Source organism: Gluconobacter morbifer G707 (assembly GCF_000234355.1).
Classification (GTDB): domain Bacteria; phylum Pseudomonadota; class Alphaproteobacteria; order Acetobacterales; family Acetobacteraceae; genus Gluconobacter; species Gluconobacter morbifer.
In genome coordinates this window covers 434,530-450,059 of the sequence record NZ_AGQV01000001.1, presented here as the reverse complement: position 1 = coordinate 450,059, position 15,530 = coordinate 434,530, and the positions used below count along the sequence as shown (strand labels likewise).

At 59.4% G+C, this 15,530-nt stretch carries 13 protein-coding genes and 1 tRNA gene; 5 read left to right on the top strand and 9 right to left on the bottom strand.

Going from position 1 to position 15,530, the window contains the following annotated elements; genetic code table 11:
* Positions 1–352 precede the first annotated feature (352 nt).
* Positions 353–3,160 (top strand): Rne/Rng family ribonuclease, encoded by a 2,808-nt coding sequence (locus GMO_RS01995; protein ID WP_175282562.1) that lies wholly within the window; start codon positions 353–355, stop codon positions 3,158–3,160.
* A gap of 97 nt (positions 3,161–3,257) precedes the next feature.
* Here GMO_RS01995 and GMO_RS01990 read toward each other — a convergent pair whose 3' ends face one another.
* Both GMO_RS01990 and xseA read right to left on the bottom strand, forming a co-directional pair.
* Positions 3,258–3,629, bottom strand: coding sequence for a hypothetical protein (locus GMO_RS01990; protein WP_040507355.1), 372 nt, complete (start codon positions 3,627–3,629; stop codon positions 3,258–3,260).
* Positions 3,630–3,667: 38 nt separating this feature from the next.
* Complete coding sequence (gene xseA, locus GMO_RS01985) at positions 3,668–5,221, bottom strand: exodeoxyribonuclease VII large subunit (protein ID WP_008850574.1); 1,554 nt, start codon at positions 5,219–5,221, stop codon at positions 3,668–3,670.
* 64 nt (positions 5,222–5,285) lie between these two features.
* Between xseA and purD the strand changes: the two genes are divergently transcribed.
* Positions 5,286–6,515, top strand: coding sequence for a phosphoribosylamine--glycine ligase (gene purD, locus GMO_RS01980; RefSeq protein WP_008850573.1), 1,230 nt, complete (start codon positions 5,286–5,288; stop codon positions 6,513–6,515).
* Positions 6,516–6,642: 127 nt separating this feature from the next.
* On the opposite strand, the gene GMO_RS01975 is transcribed toward purD, so the two are convergent.
* The 5 genes from GMO_RS01975 to polA all read right to left on the bottom strand — a co-directional run bounded on the left by GMO_RS01975 (position 6,643) and on the right by polA (position 12,537).
* Positions 6,643–6,873 carry a hypothetical protein gene (locus GMO_RS01975; protein WP_008850572.1) on the bottom strand — a complete coding sequence of 77 codons (231 nt, stop codon included), beginning with the start codon at positions 6,871–6,873 and terminating at the stop codon, positions 6,643–6,645.
* Positions 6,874–6,916: 43 nt separating this feature from the next.
* Complete coding sequence (locus GMO_RS01970) at positions 6,917–7,177, bottom strand: hypothetical protein (protein WP_008850571.1); 261 nt, start codon at positions 7,175–7,177, stop codon at positions 6,917–6,919.
* Between the two features lie 294 nt (positions 7,178–7,471).
* Complete coding sequence (locus tag GMO_RS01965; RefSeq protein ID WP_008850570.1) at positions 7,472–9,136, bottom strand: ABC transporter substrate-binding protein; 1,665 nt, start codon at positions 9,134–9,136, stop codon at positions 7,472–7,474.
* A complete protein-coding gene (locus GMO_RS01960; protein WP_008850569.1) occupies positions 9,137–9,745 on the bottom strand; it encodes an SCO family protein in 609 nt (202 codons plus the stop codon).
* 17 nt (positions 9,746–9,762) lie between these two features.
* A complete protein-coding gene (gene polA / locus GMO_RS01955) occupies positions 9,763–12,537 on the bottom strand; it encodes a DNA polymerase I (protein ID WP_008850568.1) in 2,775 nt (924 codons plus the stop codon).
* A gap of 50 nt (positions 12,538–12,587) precedes the next feature.
* Between polA and GMO_RS01950 the strand changes: the two genes are divergently transcribed.
* Together GMO_RS01950 and GMO_RS01945 are read left to right on the top strand one after the other, a co-directional pair.
* Complete coding sequence (locus tag GMO_RS01950) at positions 12,588–13,601, top strand: alpha/beta fold hydrolase (RefSeq protein WP_139064340.1); 1,014 nt, start codon at positions 12,588–12,590, stop codon at positions 13,599–13,601.
* 73 nt (positions 13,602–13,674) lie between these two features.
* Positions 13,675–13,751: transfer RNA gene (locus GMO_RS01945), tRNA-Arg, on the top strand.
* A 474-nt stretch (positions 13,752–14,225) separates the two neighbouring features.
* On the opposite strand, the gene GMO_RS14095 is transcribed toward GMO_RS01945, so the two are convergent.
* Positions 14,226–14,759, bottom strand: coding sequence for a hypothetical protein (locus GMO_RS14095; protein ID WP_139064339.1), 534 nt, complete (start codon positions 14,757–14,759; stop codon positions 14,226–14,228).
* Between the two features lie 83 nt (positions 14,760–14,842).
* The gene (locus GMO_RS01940; protein ID WP_245528408.1) at positions 14,843–15,259 is read right to left on the bottom strand and encodes a recombinase family protein; all 417 of its coding nucleotides are present in this window, start codon (positions 15,257–15,259) and stop codon (positions 14,843–14,845) included.
* Positions 15,260–15,319: 60 nt separating this feature from the next.
* Between GMO_RS01940 and GMO_RS01935 the strand changes: the two genes are divergently transcribed.
* Entirely contained in the window at positions 15,320–15,520 is a 201-nt protein-coding gene (locus tag GMO_RS01935; protein ID WP_008850566.1) for a hypothetical protein, read from the top strand.
* Positions 15,521–15,530 lie beyond the last annotated feature (10 nt).

The window sequence follows — 15,530 nt, the reverse complement described above, 5'->3', positions numbered from 1 at the left end:
GCTCCCGCCTCCATTGTCCGAGCCGTGACGCCCCGTCGTTCGACATGAGCCTGATTTGCCATCTGTGCCATGTCCTGACCGGGCTGCTCCGGCGGGATAGTTCACATCCGGTACGGTTTTCCAAAATCCGCCCGGAATACGTCTTCATCCTGTTTCCCACGAAAGAGACAGGACGTCTGATCAGGGACCGAATGACACGTTACGTGCGCGCAGTCTGGAACATTGTCTTACCGGGACCTACAGTGTCCCGCGGTAAGACAATCCTGATGCGCTGGTCCCTCCACCCCGTAAAATTCTGGTGTTCCGTCCGGCCAAGGCTGCCCCGCGCGAACACCGTGGAGTTCAGTTTTTCATGACCAAGCGTATGCTCATCGACACCACGCACGCAGAAGAAACGCGTGTCGTGGTCATGGATGGTGACCGCGTCGAAGATTATGACGTTGAGACATCGACCAAGAAGCAGCTCAAGGGCAATATCTATCTTGCCAAGGTCGTCCGCGTGGAGCCGAGCCTACAGGCCGCTTTCGTGGAATATGGCGGCAACCGTCATGGTTTCCTTGCCTTCAGCGAAATTCATCCGGATTATTTCCAGATCCCTGTCGCAGACCGCGAAAAACTGATCGCGCTCCAGGAAGAGGAAATGGCCGCCGAACAGCAGGCCGACGCCTCCGAAAACGAGGATGTGGACGCCGAACCCGTTTCCGAAGACCCGGATAATGGTGACGTGCAGGACCGCAGCACGCCGGAGACAGTCGGTGGCGAGCATGATACGGGCGAAGAGACTGCATCTTCACGTCGCACGGCCCGCTTCCTGCGCAGCTACAAGATCCAGGAAGTCATCCGCCGCCGTCAGGTTCTGCTGGTGCAGGTTGTCAAGGAAGAGCGTGGCAACAAGGGCGCGGCCCTGACCACCTATATCTCGCTGGCCGGCCGCTACTGCGTGCTGATGCCCAACGCCCTGAGGGGCGGCGGTGTCTCGCGCAAGATCACGTCTGAAACCGACCGCCGCCGCCTGCGGGACATCATCGCGGAACTCAACCTGCCGAAATCCATGGCCATGATCGTCCGCACCGCAGGTGCCGGCCGGCCGGGCCCGGAAATCGTCCGAGACTGCGAATACCTGCTCCAGCTGTGGGACGATATCCGCTCCCACGCGCTCTCCTCCGTCGCGCCCACGCTGGTGTACGAGGAAGCAAGCCTCATCAAGCGTGCCATCCGGGATCTTTATTCCAAGGACATCGACGATATCATCGTGGATGGCGAAACCGCCTGGAAGAGTGCGCGCGAATTCATGCGCCTGCTGATGCCGCACAACGCTAACAAGGTGAAGCTGTGGCAGAATCACGGTCAGAGCCTCTTCGCGCATTACAATGTCGAAGGCCATCTGGATGCGATGTTTTCCCCGACGGCACGTCTGCGCTCCGGTGGCTATCTGGTCATCAACCAGACGGAAGCCCTCGTCGCCATCGACGTGAACTCCGGCAAGTCCACCTCCCAGCGCAACATCGAGGAAACGGCTGTCCGCACCAACCTCGAAGCCGCCGAGGAAGTCGCCCGGCAGCTGCGTCTGCGTGACCTTGCCGGTCTTGTCGTGATCGACTTCATCGACATGGAAAGTCGCCGTCACAACGCACAGGTGGAAAAGCGCCTCAAGGAAGCTCTCCGCTCCGACCGTGCGCGCATCCAGGTAGGCCATATCTCGCATTTCGGCCTTCTGGAAATGTCCCGCCAGCGCCTCCGCCCGTCCATTGCGGAATCGCTCCTGTCACCCTGCCCGCACTGTCAGGGCACGGGCTTCATCCGCGGCACCGAAAGTTCGGCCCTGCATGTCATGCGCGCCATTGACGAGGAAGGCGCCAGGCAGCGCGCCGCCGAGGTGGAAGTGCACGTCGGCTCCGAGATCGCGCTCTACATCCTCAACAACAAGCGTTCCTGGCTGAGCGAAATCGAACAGCGTCACCGCATGCGGGTCATCTTCCGCACGGAAGAGAACCTCCCGGCCGCCGACATGCATATCGAGCGGCTGCGTCCGCAGACATCTGCCCCGGCAATGGTGCGGGCTCCTGAAAAGGTCCGGACCATCGAGATCGTCGAAGAAGCGGCACCGGCAGCACCGCAGCGTGCGGTTGCCGTGGCGTCGCCCGTCACGGCGGAAGTCATCAGCGATGTCCAGTCTGGCGATAATGGTGAAGAAAACGGCAACGGCCGCCGCCGCCGCCGCCGCCGCCGCGGCAATCGCCGCGACCAGACGGCCGAGCAGACTTCGCAGGACGCACGGACGGAGGTGATCGAGGAAGCTGTTATCGTGGACGGAGAGCCGGATCCTGTGGAAGCGCAGGAACACGCCTCCCCCCCCGTAACGGAGGAAGGGCTGATCCCGGGACGCCGCAGGACACGGTTCAAGCGGGTTCAGAAGGACGAGGAAGAGCAGCCTTCCGTCAATACGTCCAGCGCACTTGCCGAACCGGAACAGCCGCGTTCGCAGCCCCGTCAGAACCGGTATGAGCGCACCCCGCGCAACAACAGCAACCGCGGCAACGGGACCGAGAACCGTCAGCGTGAGGAACGGCCGGTCCAGGCCCCTTATGCCGGCCCCACACCTGCCGATCCGTTTGGTGGCAGCTTCGACATCTTCGATGTGATCGAACAGGCCGAACTGGAACAGAGCAGCCAGACGCATCGCTCTGTGGCGCCGGAGCCGGAAACGACCGTGATCGAGATCGGAACCACGCCGATTGAAAGCCCGACACCTGTCGAGGAACCAGCCATTTCCGAACCGGAAGCCGCGCCAAAGCCGAAACGGACGCGCGCGCGTCGCACCTCCAGAAAGGAAACTCCGGCCGAGCCAGCGGCAAACACGTCCGAGGCCTCGGTCCCCGTAACGGAGGAACCGTCTCCGACGGCTGCGGAAGACGCGCCGAAGCCCAAGCGCGGACGCCGGTCCACGAAGGCCAAGGCTGCTGAACCTGTCATAACCGAGGAAAGCACCACACCGGTCGAGGAAGCTCCGGCCAAGCCGAAGCGGACCCGCACACGCCGCACTACCAAAAAGGCTGAAGCTTCAGCTTCAGAAACGTCAGAAGACGGGAACGTCCTCCAGCCTGTCAACGTGGATGACATTGCGCCGTCAAAGCGTCGCGTGGGCTGGTGGAAACGCTGATCCGTCAGCGTTTCCCTTCCCGGGTCTGACAGTAAAAAAGGCCGACCGGAATGTTCCGGTCGGCCTTTTTTCGTACCATCTGCTTTCAGAGCAGTTTTTAGCGACAGACGCTCCGGTTGCCAGTCGCCGCAATATAGGTACCCGTCAGTGGTTCAAAACAGGCATTGCGCGGACAGTTGCTCGGCGTAGCAAGCCCCTGAGGATAGATTGCCGCTCCGGCCTGGGCTGCCTCCTGAAGAGCCGAACCACAAAGCGGCGTGTTCAACGGCGCGGAAGGATCGTTGAAAAGCTGTTTTTTGCCATTGCCTTCCACGGGCGTCTCATCCGCAAGGCCGGGGGCAAAGTCCTGCGGTGGAATTTTGGGGCGTGCCTGCTGCTGGACAGCAGCAGGCCGCACAGACGCGGCAGGTTGCTGCGCACAGGCGGCAAGAAGTGGCACGATGACAAGACTTGGCCAATACGAACGCATGCAGACTCCGAAAAAAACAGCACGGGCACCCGGGAATTTCAGAGTCCGAGATCGCCCTGTGACGAAAGGGTATCCAGTTTTGCCCCACGTTCGCCATCTGCGAAAGACAGAACGACACGACCGTTTGCCGGTTGGGCCTGCGCGCTGGTTACGGGACGACCTCTGCTGTCCTGAACCAGGGCATATCCCCGGCTGAGAATGGCCAGTGGAGAAACGGCTTCAAGATGGCTGCCCAGACCATCAAGCCGCGCTCTCTGAAGGCGGATGGTGCTTTTCAGGACCTCCGGAGACAGCCGCTGGCGTTCGATGCGGAGCTGAAAGTTCTGGATTCCCCGCTGCCACGCCATATCCAGTGCGGCCGATGCCGCGTTCATGTCCCGCCGTGCCCGCTCCAGCATCAGGTCCGGAGGCGGAAGATGGGCAGCAGGAGAGGTCAGCCGCGCCCTGGCGCGCGCCATGAGCACATCTGGAGCCGGAAGCGGCAGCGCTTGCAGACGTGCACGGCTCCGGCCGATCAGCAGCTCCGGTGAGGGCAGCTGCCGCCCCGGCGCATCCAGACGGCTCCGCGCACGCATGACAAAAGACGGCAGGGCCAGATCGAGCCTCTGGCTACGGTCTTCCAGCCGCATCCGCGCAGAATCCAGCAGGGCGGGCAGATCCGGCAGACGCGCCGCTGCCTGCTCCAGGCGGGCACGGTCTGTCTGCATGATGCGTATCAGCGCTCCGGTCAGACGCGCATTGCGATGCGCCAGATCCGCTACGAGTTCGGAACGCAGCGGCACGGCCATTTCCGCGGCGGCCGTTGGCGTCGGAGCGCGACGGTCAGATACCAGATCGATCAGGGTCGTGTCCGTTTCGTGCCCGACAGCGGAAATGACGGGAATCGGACAGGTCGCCACCGCATGCAGGACCCGTTCGTCATTGAAGGCCATCAGGTCTTCGAGCGAACCGCCTCCCCGCGCCACGATCAGGACATCCGGTCTGCGCGGCTGCCGGACGGACATCCCTTCAATTGCGGCGGCAATCCGAGCGGCAGCGCCTTCGCCCTGCACCGGGACTGGCCAAAGCAGCACATCGCGTGGAAAACGTCGGGCAATAGTGGTCCGGATATCGTGCAGAACCGCGCCGGACCGCGACGTGATGACGCCAACAAGCATGGGCAGAAACGGGATAGGCTTCTTGCGCTCCGGCGCGAATAATCCTTCGTCCAGCAACCTGCGGCGCAGACGCTCGATATTCGCCAGCAAGGCCCCCTCGCCCGCGAACTCCATGCGATCAATGATGAGCTGATAGCTGGAGCGCTCACCATAGGCCGAGACGCGGCCGGTCGCGATGACTTCGTTGCCATTCTCCGGCGCCATGCCAAGGCGCGAGACACTGCCGCGCCAGATGACCCCGGCGATCTTGCCTCCTTCATCCTTCAGCGACAGATAGACATGCCCCGAGGCATAGCGCTTGAGTTCCGTCACCTCCCCGCGCACGCGCACGCGGCCAAACCCGCTTTCGAGCGTGCGTTTGATCGCCCCCGAAATCTCGGAAACGGAATATTGCGGTACATTCCCGTGCGCGGACGGTTCATCGCTCTCCATCATATGGGCAGTCTATGCTACGCACGGCGACAAACGAAGCCCACAGATGAACAAAGGATAAAGCGGAATGCGCGTTTTGCTGGTCGGTTCCGGAGGGCGGGAACATGCGCTCGCCACATGCCTGGCGCGTTCGCCCGGCCTTTCCGCGCTTTTCGCCGCGCCGGGCAATCCGGGCATGGCGGAAATCGCCACGCTCGTCCCCCTGAAGGCGAATGATGTTCCCGGTCTGATCCGCTTCGCACAGGAACAGTCCATCGATCTTTTGGTCCCCGGCCCCGAGGCCCCGCTGGTTGCGGGACTGGCCGATGCCTGCGCCGAGGCCGGTATTCGCTGCGCCGGCCCGACCCGGGCCGCTGCCCTGCTGGAAGGCAGCAAGGCTTTCACCAAGGAGGTAGCTGACGCTGCCGGTATTCCCACCGCGAAATGGGAGCGCTTCGATAACGAAGCAGACGCGCTGGACTTCGTGCGGCGTCGTGGCGCGCCAATCGTTGTGAAGGCGGACGGACTGGCGGCAGGCAAAGGCGTCGTGGTCGCACAGAGTGTGGCGGAGGCGGAGGACGCTGTTCGCAGGCTTGGCATGCCGCTGGTCATCGAGGAATGTCTGGTCGGGCGCGAAGTCTCCCTCTTTGCATTCTGCGCGGACGACAAAGCCGTGCTGATCGGTGCGGCGCGGGATCACAAACGCCTTGGCGAAGGCGATACCGGACCGAACACCGGTGGCATGGGGGCCATCTCTCCCCCTCCCGGCTTTGACCGTGCTGCACAGGAACAGGCGCTCGACCTGACAGTCCGCCCCATGCTGGCGGAGATGGTCCGCAGGGGAACACCGTTCCGGGGCGTGATCTTCGCAGGACTGATGCTGACGGAAGACGGTCCCAGACTGATCGAATACAACGTCCGCTTCGGAGACCCGGAAGCGCAGGCGCTGCTCATCCGTCTGGAATCCGACCTCCTGCCGGTTCTCGCGGCTCTCGCGGACGGGAACCTCGACAATGCCGCCGTCACTTTTTCCGACAAAGCCTCCATTTCCGTTGTCTTGGCGGCAAAAGGCTATCCGGACGCTCCGAAAAAAGGCGGACGCATCACGGGCATTGAACGGGCGGAAGCCGTGCCGGGTGTCTCCGTGTTCCATGCGGGCACAAAACTGGCTGATGGCGTTCTGGTCGCAGATGGTGGTCGCGTCCTGACCGTCTGCGCCACGGCACCGACCATGGAGGACGCACGGCACCGCGCCTATGAAGGCGTGCAGGCCATTCAGTGGGATAACGGTATTTTCCGCCGGGACATCGGGGTCTGAAGCCGGACGTTACGGTTTCTCCGGCCCCAAGGCTGGCCTGGGGTCAGGACGACAAAACCCTGTCGGCCTGACCTTCCCCGGAACAGACGATCACCCCTCGCCCCGGACAGGGGTGATGCAGCGTCTGTCAGGACCTGCCGCGATGCAGCAGCTTTCCGAACGCAGTATCCATCGCCGGCCCGATGAAATATCCGATCGCGATGACGATCGGAATGGAGGGCCATGCCATGAAGGCATAGGGCTGGAAGAAGTCCTGATGCTGCAGGATGGTCATGGCCGCAATGTCGATCAGGACAAGCGCCCACAGGGAGCTGGAAATAAGGGGCGAAAGCCACTTTTCCGATTTCAGATCTACCATGCCACGGCTCCTTGGTGATCAGGCCACGCGATATCGATACTCATCAGGATATTCCAATATGGAACAGGAATATCATGGACGACACGAAAGCACCGAACAGAGCCAGCCAGCTCGTATGGAAGTGGTTGGCGGAGTCGATATAGGTATAATAAAGCGCCAGAGCGACATAGACATGGGCCAGAAACAGTCCCAGCACCATGCCGATAAAGCGCTTCTTCAGAACCCGCTCGGACTGGACCCGTTCCTGCTCCTTCGCAATCTTTGCCTGGTCTGGCGCTCCCGGGCCCGATACGACAACCGACATTTCATACTCCCTACAGGATGCCTCACCTCTTCCCACGGACCGCCACCCGAGACGGAATATTGCAGGAATGATCAGGACTTTTCATTCGTCCCTCTCTTCCTGTGCCATATCTGGAACAAGGTCCAGTGTGCGACACAACGTCCCGCCAGCCCCACGGATACGAATGACGGCGCGAAATCCACCCTCAGCCGTCTCAAGTCACTGTTTTCCGTAAGAAATATCCTCTCTTTTCATGCGCGGAACGTCGCTCTTCCCAACACATCATTCTGGCCGGGGTTTTTTCCGGGGGGCCCTTTATTGCACCCAGACATGGGAAAACAGCATATGGCTCAGCATGGTCGAGAAGTAATTGCCGAGCCGCCCGGACACGAAATCGATCGTCCGCATCTGGATCATCGGCGCGCCCGGCATCTGCCGCATTACCTGACGTCCGGCTTCCTGCCAGAGGGGGGCAGCCTTGGCCGGATCGGTCTGCGCCTTGGCCTGTTCGAAGAGCGACTGGACATGCGCATCGCAGAATCCCGTGAAATTGGGAGAGACCGCCGCATCGGGATGGTAATTGTCACAACCGAACAGGTCATCAAGGAAGGTCGAGGCTGACGGATAATCCGCAAACCAGTAGGAAAGCGCAATCTGGACGTGGTTGGCAGTATTCTGTTCGTAGGAATCCGCCAGCCCCGCCGTGATAGGTCGAAGCTGCGCGTTCAGGCCGATCGTCTGCAACGCATTGCGCAGATAGGTGCCCATCCCCAGTTCCACGGCCCGGTTGGGCACCACCAGCGTCACGGAGGTACCCTCCGCACCGGCCTCGTGGATCAGCCTGCGCGCCGCCGCCACATCCTGCGGACAGGACAGCCCCAGATCCGCCCCCGGAATGCCATGAGGTACCATCTGGCAGAGCGGTTCGGAAATCGCGCTGCCGCCGAAAAGGATCGTCATGGCATGACGGTTCACCGCGAGACTGACAGCCTGACGCACGCGCTGGTCCGTAAACGGCTTCTCGTGCGTGTTCATCCCCAGATAATAGAGGCCGAGCAGCGGTTCGATATGCACCTGGGCTGTGTACTTCCCGCCGATTTCCCCGAGACGGTCTGCCGGTTTGGCATCCAGCATCCAGTCGTACTGTCCCTGCTCGACCGCCGTGACCTGCGCTTCATCGGAAAGACCGAAACTGTATTCGATACGGTCCACGAAGCCATCGGTCTGGGCCTGCGGATTCCAGACATGGAAATGGGGATTGCGCTCCAGCACCATGTCCTGTCCCGGATCATAATGCGTGATCCGGTAAGGGCCGGTTCCAGGGACCGTACGGTTGCCAGTATCGTGCGGCGATGTCTCCGCGGGCAGGATGACAGCATGGGGAAAGGCCAGCTTGTAAAGAAACTCCCCATCCGGGTGGGTCAGACGAAAGGTGATCTCACCCGTCTCCGGGTCTCCTGTGACACCCGGCAGCGTGCAGCGTGCCGGATGATCGAGGCAGTCTTTCGCACCCACGATGCCGCCATAGAACGACCCCGCCGTCGGGCTGCCTGCCTCATAGATACGCCGGAAAGACGCGACCACATCCTGCACACGCACAGGCGCGCCGCTGGAAAACCGGAGTCCCGTTCTCAGATGCAGGCGCCATGTCAGCCCGTCCGGGCTAACCTGCGGCAGGGCGTCGGCCAGATCGGGGACAACCTCAAGCCCGGCCGTACCCCGTGCCAGGCGGAAAGTCAGCAGGGGATCGTACATATTGACGAACACCTGCATGTACTGCGTGCCGTAATTGATCTGCGGATCGAGAGTGCCCCCCGGGCCATCCGCCGTCAGGTGCAGCGTTCCTCCCCGGTGCGGACTGCCAAGGGTCTCCCCGTTCCAGTCCGGCGGCGTAGTCTCCGCGCATCGGGCTGAACCGGCCAGAGCCAGCGCCACCGCCAGAACAGACCATCCTCTCCCCGGCGCGAAACGCGTCTGCACTCAGTGCTTCGAAAGCTGACGCAGACGCGCGATCAGGGCTTCCGAATCGCCATTCGCCGGCACGGTCCCGGCATACCGGGCATTCGGGTCCATGATGACGATCTGCGGAGCGGGAACATACGCGTCGCCATCCTTGCGGTAAGGCGCATGGTATTCAGCCGTCATAGCTTTGAGCATGTTCGGTGTTGCCGTAAACGGCATGACATGGGGTGCGACGGGAATGACGTAGTTCTTGATCGCGTCGTTATCCTCGAAAGGATTGAGCGTCACGGCCAGCGGCGCCACTGTGACACCTTGGGCATGAAGCGCCTGATAGGCCGCTTCCATGCTTTTCAGAACAGGCTGGCAGCGGTCCTCGGGGCACTGGATGTCGAAAAACCAGACCAGCATCCAGTCACCGTGGAAATCACCTTCCGTAACGGTGCTTTCCCCCAGCGAGTCCAGACGGAAACTGCCTCCGACTTCGTTGCCGTTGGACTGAACCAGCAGCCCCGGGCCGCCATGGGAGGCAAGCTGGAAGCCAACCCCCGCCAGCACGACCGCCACGGCGAGTACGGCCCAGATGATACGGTTGCCGACCCGTTTGCGGCGCTCGTGATGGGTCTCCATGATGTTCCTGTCTCTGTTCAGTGGGCGTCGGCCCAGTTGGACCCGACCCCGGTTTCGACCTCAAGAGCCACATCCAGCGTCGCGGCTCCTTCCATTTCCCTGCGGACAAACGCCGCCAGCCCTGCCGCATCCTGCTCCGTGACTTCAAAAAGTAGTTCGTCATGTACCTGAAGCAGCATCCGCGCATTGAGCCCCGTCTCCGGCAGGCGACGCGCCAGATGCACCATGGCCCGCTTGATGATGTCCGCAGCCCCACCCTGTAGCGGGGCGTTGATCGCCTGCCGCTCGGCATAGGCCCGGCGCACACCGCTTTTCTCACGGATGCCCGGCACATAGCAGCGCCGTCCGAACGGCGTCATGACGTAGCCATGCTTCTTCGCCTCTTCCTTCGTCCGCTCCATGTAATCGCGGATACCGGGATAGCGGGCGAAATAGGCGTCGATGTAAGACCGTGCCTCTCCGGCCGAAATCTGCAGCTGCCGCGCCAGACCGAAAGCCGAAATACCGTAGATGATACCGAAATTGATGGCCTTGGCGCGCCGCCGTGTCAGCGGATCCATGCCTTCCAGCGGGATACCGAACACTTCGGACGCCGTGCGGGCATGAATGTCCTGCCCCAGCCGGAACGCTTCCAGCAACGGCTCGATCTTCGCCACATGGGCCAGAAGCCGCAGTTCGATCTGGCTGTAATCGGCGGAGAGCAGAACGTAACCCGGTGCAGCCACGAAAGCCTTGCGGATGCGGCCGCCCTCTTCCGTGCGGATGGGAATGTTCTGAAGGTTCGGTTCGTTGGAAGACAGACGTCCCGTCGTCGTGACGGCCATCTGATAGGAGGTATGCACGCGCTGCGTCCCGGCATCCATCTGCTGGACCAGCGCATCAGCATAGGTGGATTTAAGCTTTGCAAGCTGCCGCCAGGACAGGATTTTCTGTGGCAGTTCATGCCCCTGCTCGGCCAGGGATTCCAGAACGGAGGAATCCGTCCCCCATGTACCGCTCTTTGTCCGCTTGCCGCCCGGAAGCCCCATTTCATCGAACAGGATTTCTCCAAGCTGCTTCGGCGAACCTACATTGAAACTGCGCCCGATCTGCTGGTGAATGTCCTGTTCGATAGCGGCCATGCGCTCGGCAAAATCGGCGGACATGCGGCGCAGTTCATCCGCATCGACCTTGATGCCAAGCTCTTCCATGTCCGTCAGAACCTGAATGAGCGGTCGCTCCAGTTCTTCATAGACCGTCGTGGATTCCCTCACCCGGAGCTGCGGCCGGAGCACCTGCCACAGACGCAGCGTCACATCCGCATCCTCAGCGGCGTAGGCGGTGGCGCTGTCCAGCGCCACCTGCGCGAAAGGAATGCGCTTGCGCCCGGTTCCGGTCACGGAATCATAGGTGATAGGCGTATGGCCCAGATGAAGCTGCGCCAGTTCATCCATGCCCTGACCATGCTCACCTGCGGACTGGGCGTAGGAGATCAGCATCGTATCGTCGATGGGCGTGATCTCCCGCAGGCCCGCTCCCCGGAAAACCGTCAGATCATATTTCGCGTTCTGGAAAACCTTCAGAACACTCTGGTCACGCATCAGGGGCGCAAGACGCTCTAGCACCGTCGTCCGGTCAAGCTGATGTCCTGTCGGCTGGTCCAGCGTGCCCTGATGCAGGAACGGCACATAACAGGCTTTCCCAGACGTTGCAGACAGGGACAGCCCCACCATGTTCGCCTGACGCGCGTTCAGGCTGTCCGTCTCGGTATCCACCGCCACGACGCCGGCTGCCTTCGCCTCTGCAATCCAGCGGTCCAGTGCCTCCATATCCGTAACGGTCTCGTACGGCCCATAAGGCGCATCGGGGATCGTAACGGTTTTTTCTTCCGCCGAGGCGGTGGAGGCGGCGCCCGTCACCGGCGCATGGATCGGACGCGGTTTCGCAGCAAGGCCAAGCCCCATGCGCTGGATGATGGAATGGAACCCCATCTCTTCCAGCCAGTCCCGCAGCGTTTCCGTAACCGGCTCGCGGCATCCCAGTTCCGCGATCGGCTGAGGCAGCGGCACGTCATCAGCCAGCAGAACCAGACGGCGGGACATCCGTGCGGCATAAGCATGTTCGATCAGGTTCTGCCGTCGTTTGGAGGGCTTCATACCCTCCGCCGCATCGAGAACCCTGTCGAGCGTGCCATATTCGTTGATGAGCTGGCTGGCCCCTTTCGGCCCAATCCCGGGCACGCCCGGCACGTTGTCAGTGGAGTCACCCATCAGGGCCTGCACATCCACGACCTGCTCGGGCTTCACACCGAACTTGGCCTCGACCTCAGCCTCCCGAATCGGCTTCTGCTTCATCGGGTCCATCAGTTCCACGCCGGGACGGACAAGCTGCATCAGATCCTTGTCCGAGGAAATGACGGTACAGCATCCCCCCTCTTCCACGACCGCTCTGGCGTAAGAGGCGATCAGGTCATCCGCTTCCCATCCCGCCAGTTCGATGGCCGGAACATTGAACGCCGCCGTCGCATCGCGGATCAGCCCGAACTGCGGGCGCAGATCTTCCGGCGGTTCGGGACGATGGGCCTTGTACTGGGGATAGATCTCATTACGGAATGTCTGCCGCCCGGCATCGAAAATAACAGCCAGATGCGTGCCCACATGGTCGCGAAGGAGGCGCGTGAGCATGTTGGTGAAACCGTAAACGGCATTGACCGGTACGCCTTCCGGACTGGTCATCGGGGGCAGTGCGTGGAACGCACGGAAAATGAAGCCGGACCCGTCGATCAGTACCAGATGAGGCGTTTCAGACGGCACGTATGTCTCCCTTCTCGCCCGGAAGGGGCGGACGTTCTAAAATCATGGTGATGATAGGCCCATTCCTCTGCATTTCAAACCGCCTTGGTCGTCTTCGCGGCGTTCTTTTGTGCCTGCTGGCGCTTTCAGCCTGCACCGCACGCCACCCGCCTGATTTGCATCCGACAGCGCAGGAAACGGCCCTGATCCCTCCTGACACTATCCTGACCCTGTCGGATGGCTTTCGCATTCCCGTCCGCCTGTATCGCAGCAGCGATACACCTCTGAAAGCCGTCATTCTCGCCCTGCACGGTTATGGGGACAGCCGGGACGCATGGGAATTCGACGCCCAACGGTTCACTGTGAAGAGGCTGGAACTCGTTGCCCCGGATCTGCGCGGCTTCGGTCAGACCGCCGACCGGGGCGGATGGAGCAGCACAGCGCGCATGGTGCAGGACGCCCGGGAAGAGGTCGCCTGGATTCACCGGCATTATCCGGGTGTTCCGGTCTATGTCATGGGCGAAAGCATGGGCGGAGCGGTCGCTCTGCTGCTAGATGCCTCCCCTGCACCGGACATCGCCGGGACGATCCTGTTGGCCCCCGCGGCCCTGAAAATCGGCGAACCCTGGGAAACCCTGATGGGTGGAATCGATCTGGTCGCCCCTGACTGGCGACTGGACGGGTCTGCCGTGCCGGGCCATCGCGTCGCCAGTGACAATATCCGCGCCCTGCGCCGGATGTATTTCGACCCCCTCACCCAGCACAGCTCGACCATCCATCCGCTCTACGGCCTGACCCGGCTGATGCATGCCGCCTATGACGCCGCTCCGAAAGCCCGGCTTCCCCTTCTCATCGTCTTCGGTAGCCGTGATCAGTTCGTCCTGCCGCCTTTCACGGCCCGGCTTCTGAAGCGCCTTCCACCGGGCACGCGGGAGGACGATCTCCCCGCCGCACACCATCTCCTCAGCCGCGACAGACGCGGCGCAGCCGAAGACGCCGTGTCATGGATTCTGGCCCCCGGCAGCTTCCTGCCGTCCGGCGGAGACATCGCCGCAGCCGCATGGAAAGCCACGGCGCAGCCCTGATTGACGGGCCTTGCGGAAAAAGCGGAGAAAGGGGCTGGCAATCCATCCGTGAAGCGGTTATTGGGAAGCCCATGGACCTGTAGCTCAGCTGGATAGAGCGTTGCCCTCCGAAGGCAAAGGTCACGCGTTCGAATCGCGTCAGGTCCACCAAATCTCCCTGTATAATATGTTCAAATAGACTGGCTCTTCTCGCTGGTCAGTTCGGTTTTTTATTTCCGGACAGGGATAAATCCGAAAATCACCAGGAATGAGAGATCGCTACGAAGCTGAAAAGCTTGCACAGCGATTCTATTATAAAGCTTTCCTGAAGGCTGAAAGCGGATTGAACATCCGTACAAAGCCTACCTCAAAAATCATTTTGGAATCGAGTTATTTTACGCGCGCTTAACAGACTTAGACTCTTCTATATAAATAGATTAAGAATATTGTTGATATGTATACCTTAACGAGGAAAACATAAACGAGTATGAAAATACTATAAGCGCACTACGTTCACAATAAAAATTAGAAATACAAGAATTAATATGACCAGAACTAAAGTGAAAGAATATAATCTATCACGCCAATGTCTCTAGCACCCTTCTCAAAAGAAGTGTATAAACCAAGATATATAATTTCAGATAATTATTCTTTATATAGTTTATAATAAATATTTTTTGCTTTAAAATTTATAGGGCTTTGAGCCATAAAATTTTGTGTAAAAGACATAAACATGATTTCTGTTATTATTTTTCCATCCAATAATTCAAAAAATCTTTTCCGCAGTCTCAATTTTGATGATTCCGATAATTTAGAATGATTTATTGTATTTCTTGTTTCAGTAAATATAGAACGCATTTTTGCGGATTTTTCTAAAATAGAACTCCATGTAGTCAGAAAAAACCCATCTTTCTCTCTAGGATCTATAGCCCCTGCTGTAATTGCTGATAATTTACCTTGAAAACTAATAATATCTTGCTCAATTCCCTCATAGTATGAAACAAATTCTTTTGAACGACCTTCGACTAAGACAGTTAAAGAAATAAATGTATTATTTTCATTTGCTTCTTGAGAAGTTCTTTTACTTATATAAGCAGCATAAATCGCTATGATTAAAGCCAATAGCGCATCACAGGAACCTACCCAAGTAGCCTTATCCCAGAAGGAAGAGACGACCATCCCAAATCTTTTAACAAGTAAATAATAAATAATAATAAAAATATAAATGCTGCGAGACATATAGTATAAACTGCTCTCGATTCTTAATCATCTAAGTCTCTATAAAATAAAATGCGGGGAATATTCCGATTCTTAGCTACATTAGCAACAGAAACACCATCAGATTTCATCTTTTGAATGTCCTGTGCTTGAGGCATATCTATTAGCTTTCTTCCACGATATTCCCCTTCTTCCTTTGCTTTTGCAATTCCTTCTCGCTGTCTTTCTTTAATTAATCCCCGTTCAAACTCACCTATTGCGCCAAGCATGGTCAGCATGAGTTTTGCTGTTACGTTGCGCGTGTCCGAATGGATGCCTCCCATTGAGAGAATCACCAGCGCACATTTCTTCTGTTCAAGCTGTTCTATCAGTTCGAGTAGGTACTCTGCATCCCGGGATGCCCTGTGGTTCCGAGGCAATCCGGAAACCGGATCGGCATGTCCTGTCAGAAAAAAACGCAACCAATCTGTTTTCCAGACAGTTAGGAGCGCACACAATCGACAGCGAAAACAGGATTTTCCATGACAAAGACATCCGCTTCCACCATACGCCGCCTGTTACTGGTTACAGGCCTCCTGACGGCCGCGGCCACCTCCCTGTCCGCCTGCAACGCAACGCGCGGCGCCGGCGAGGACGTCAGCGCCATCGGCCACACAACCTCAGACGCTGCCTCAGCGACCCAGCAGGGCGTTGCCAACGCAACAGGCGCCCCGACCCGCTAAGAGCAGGCCG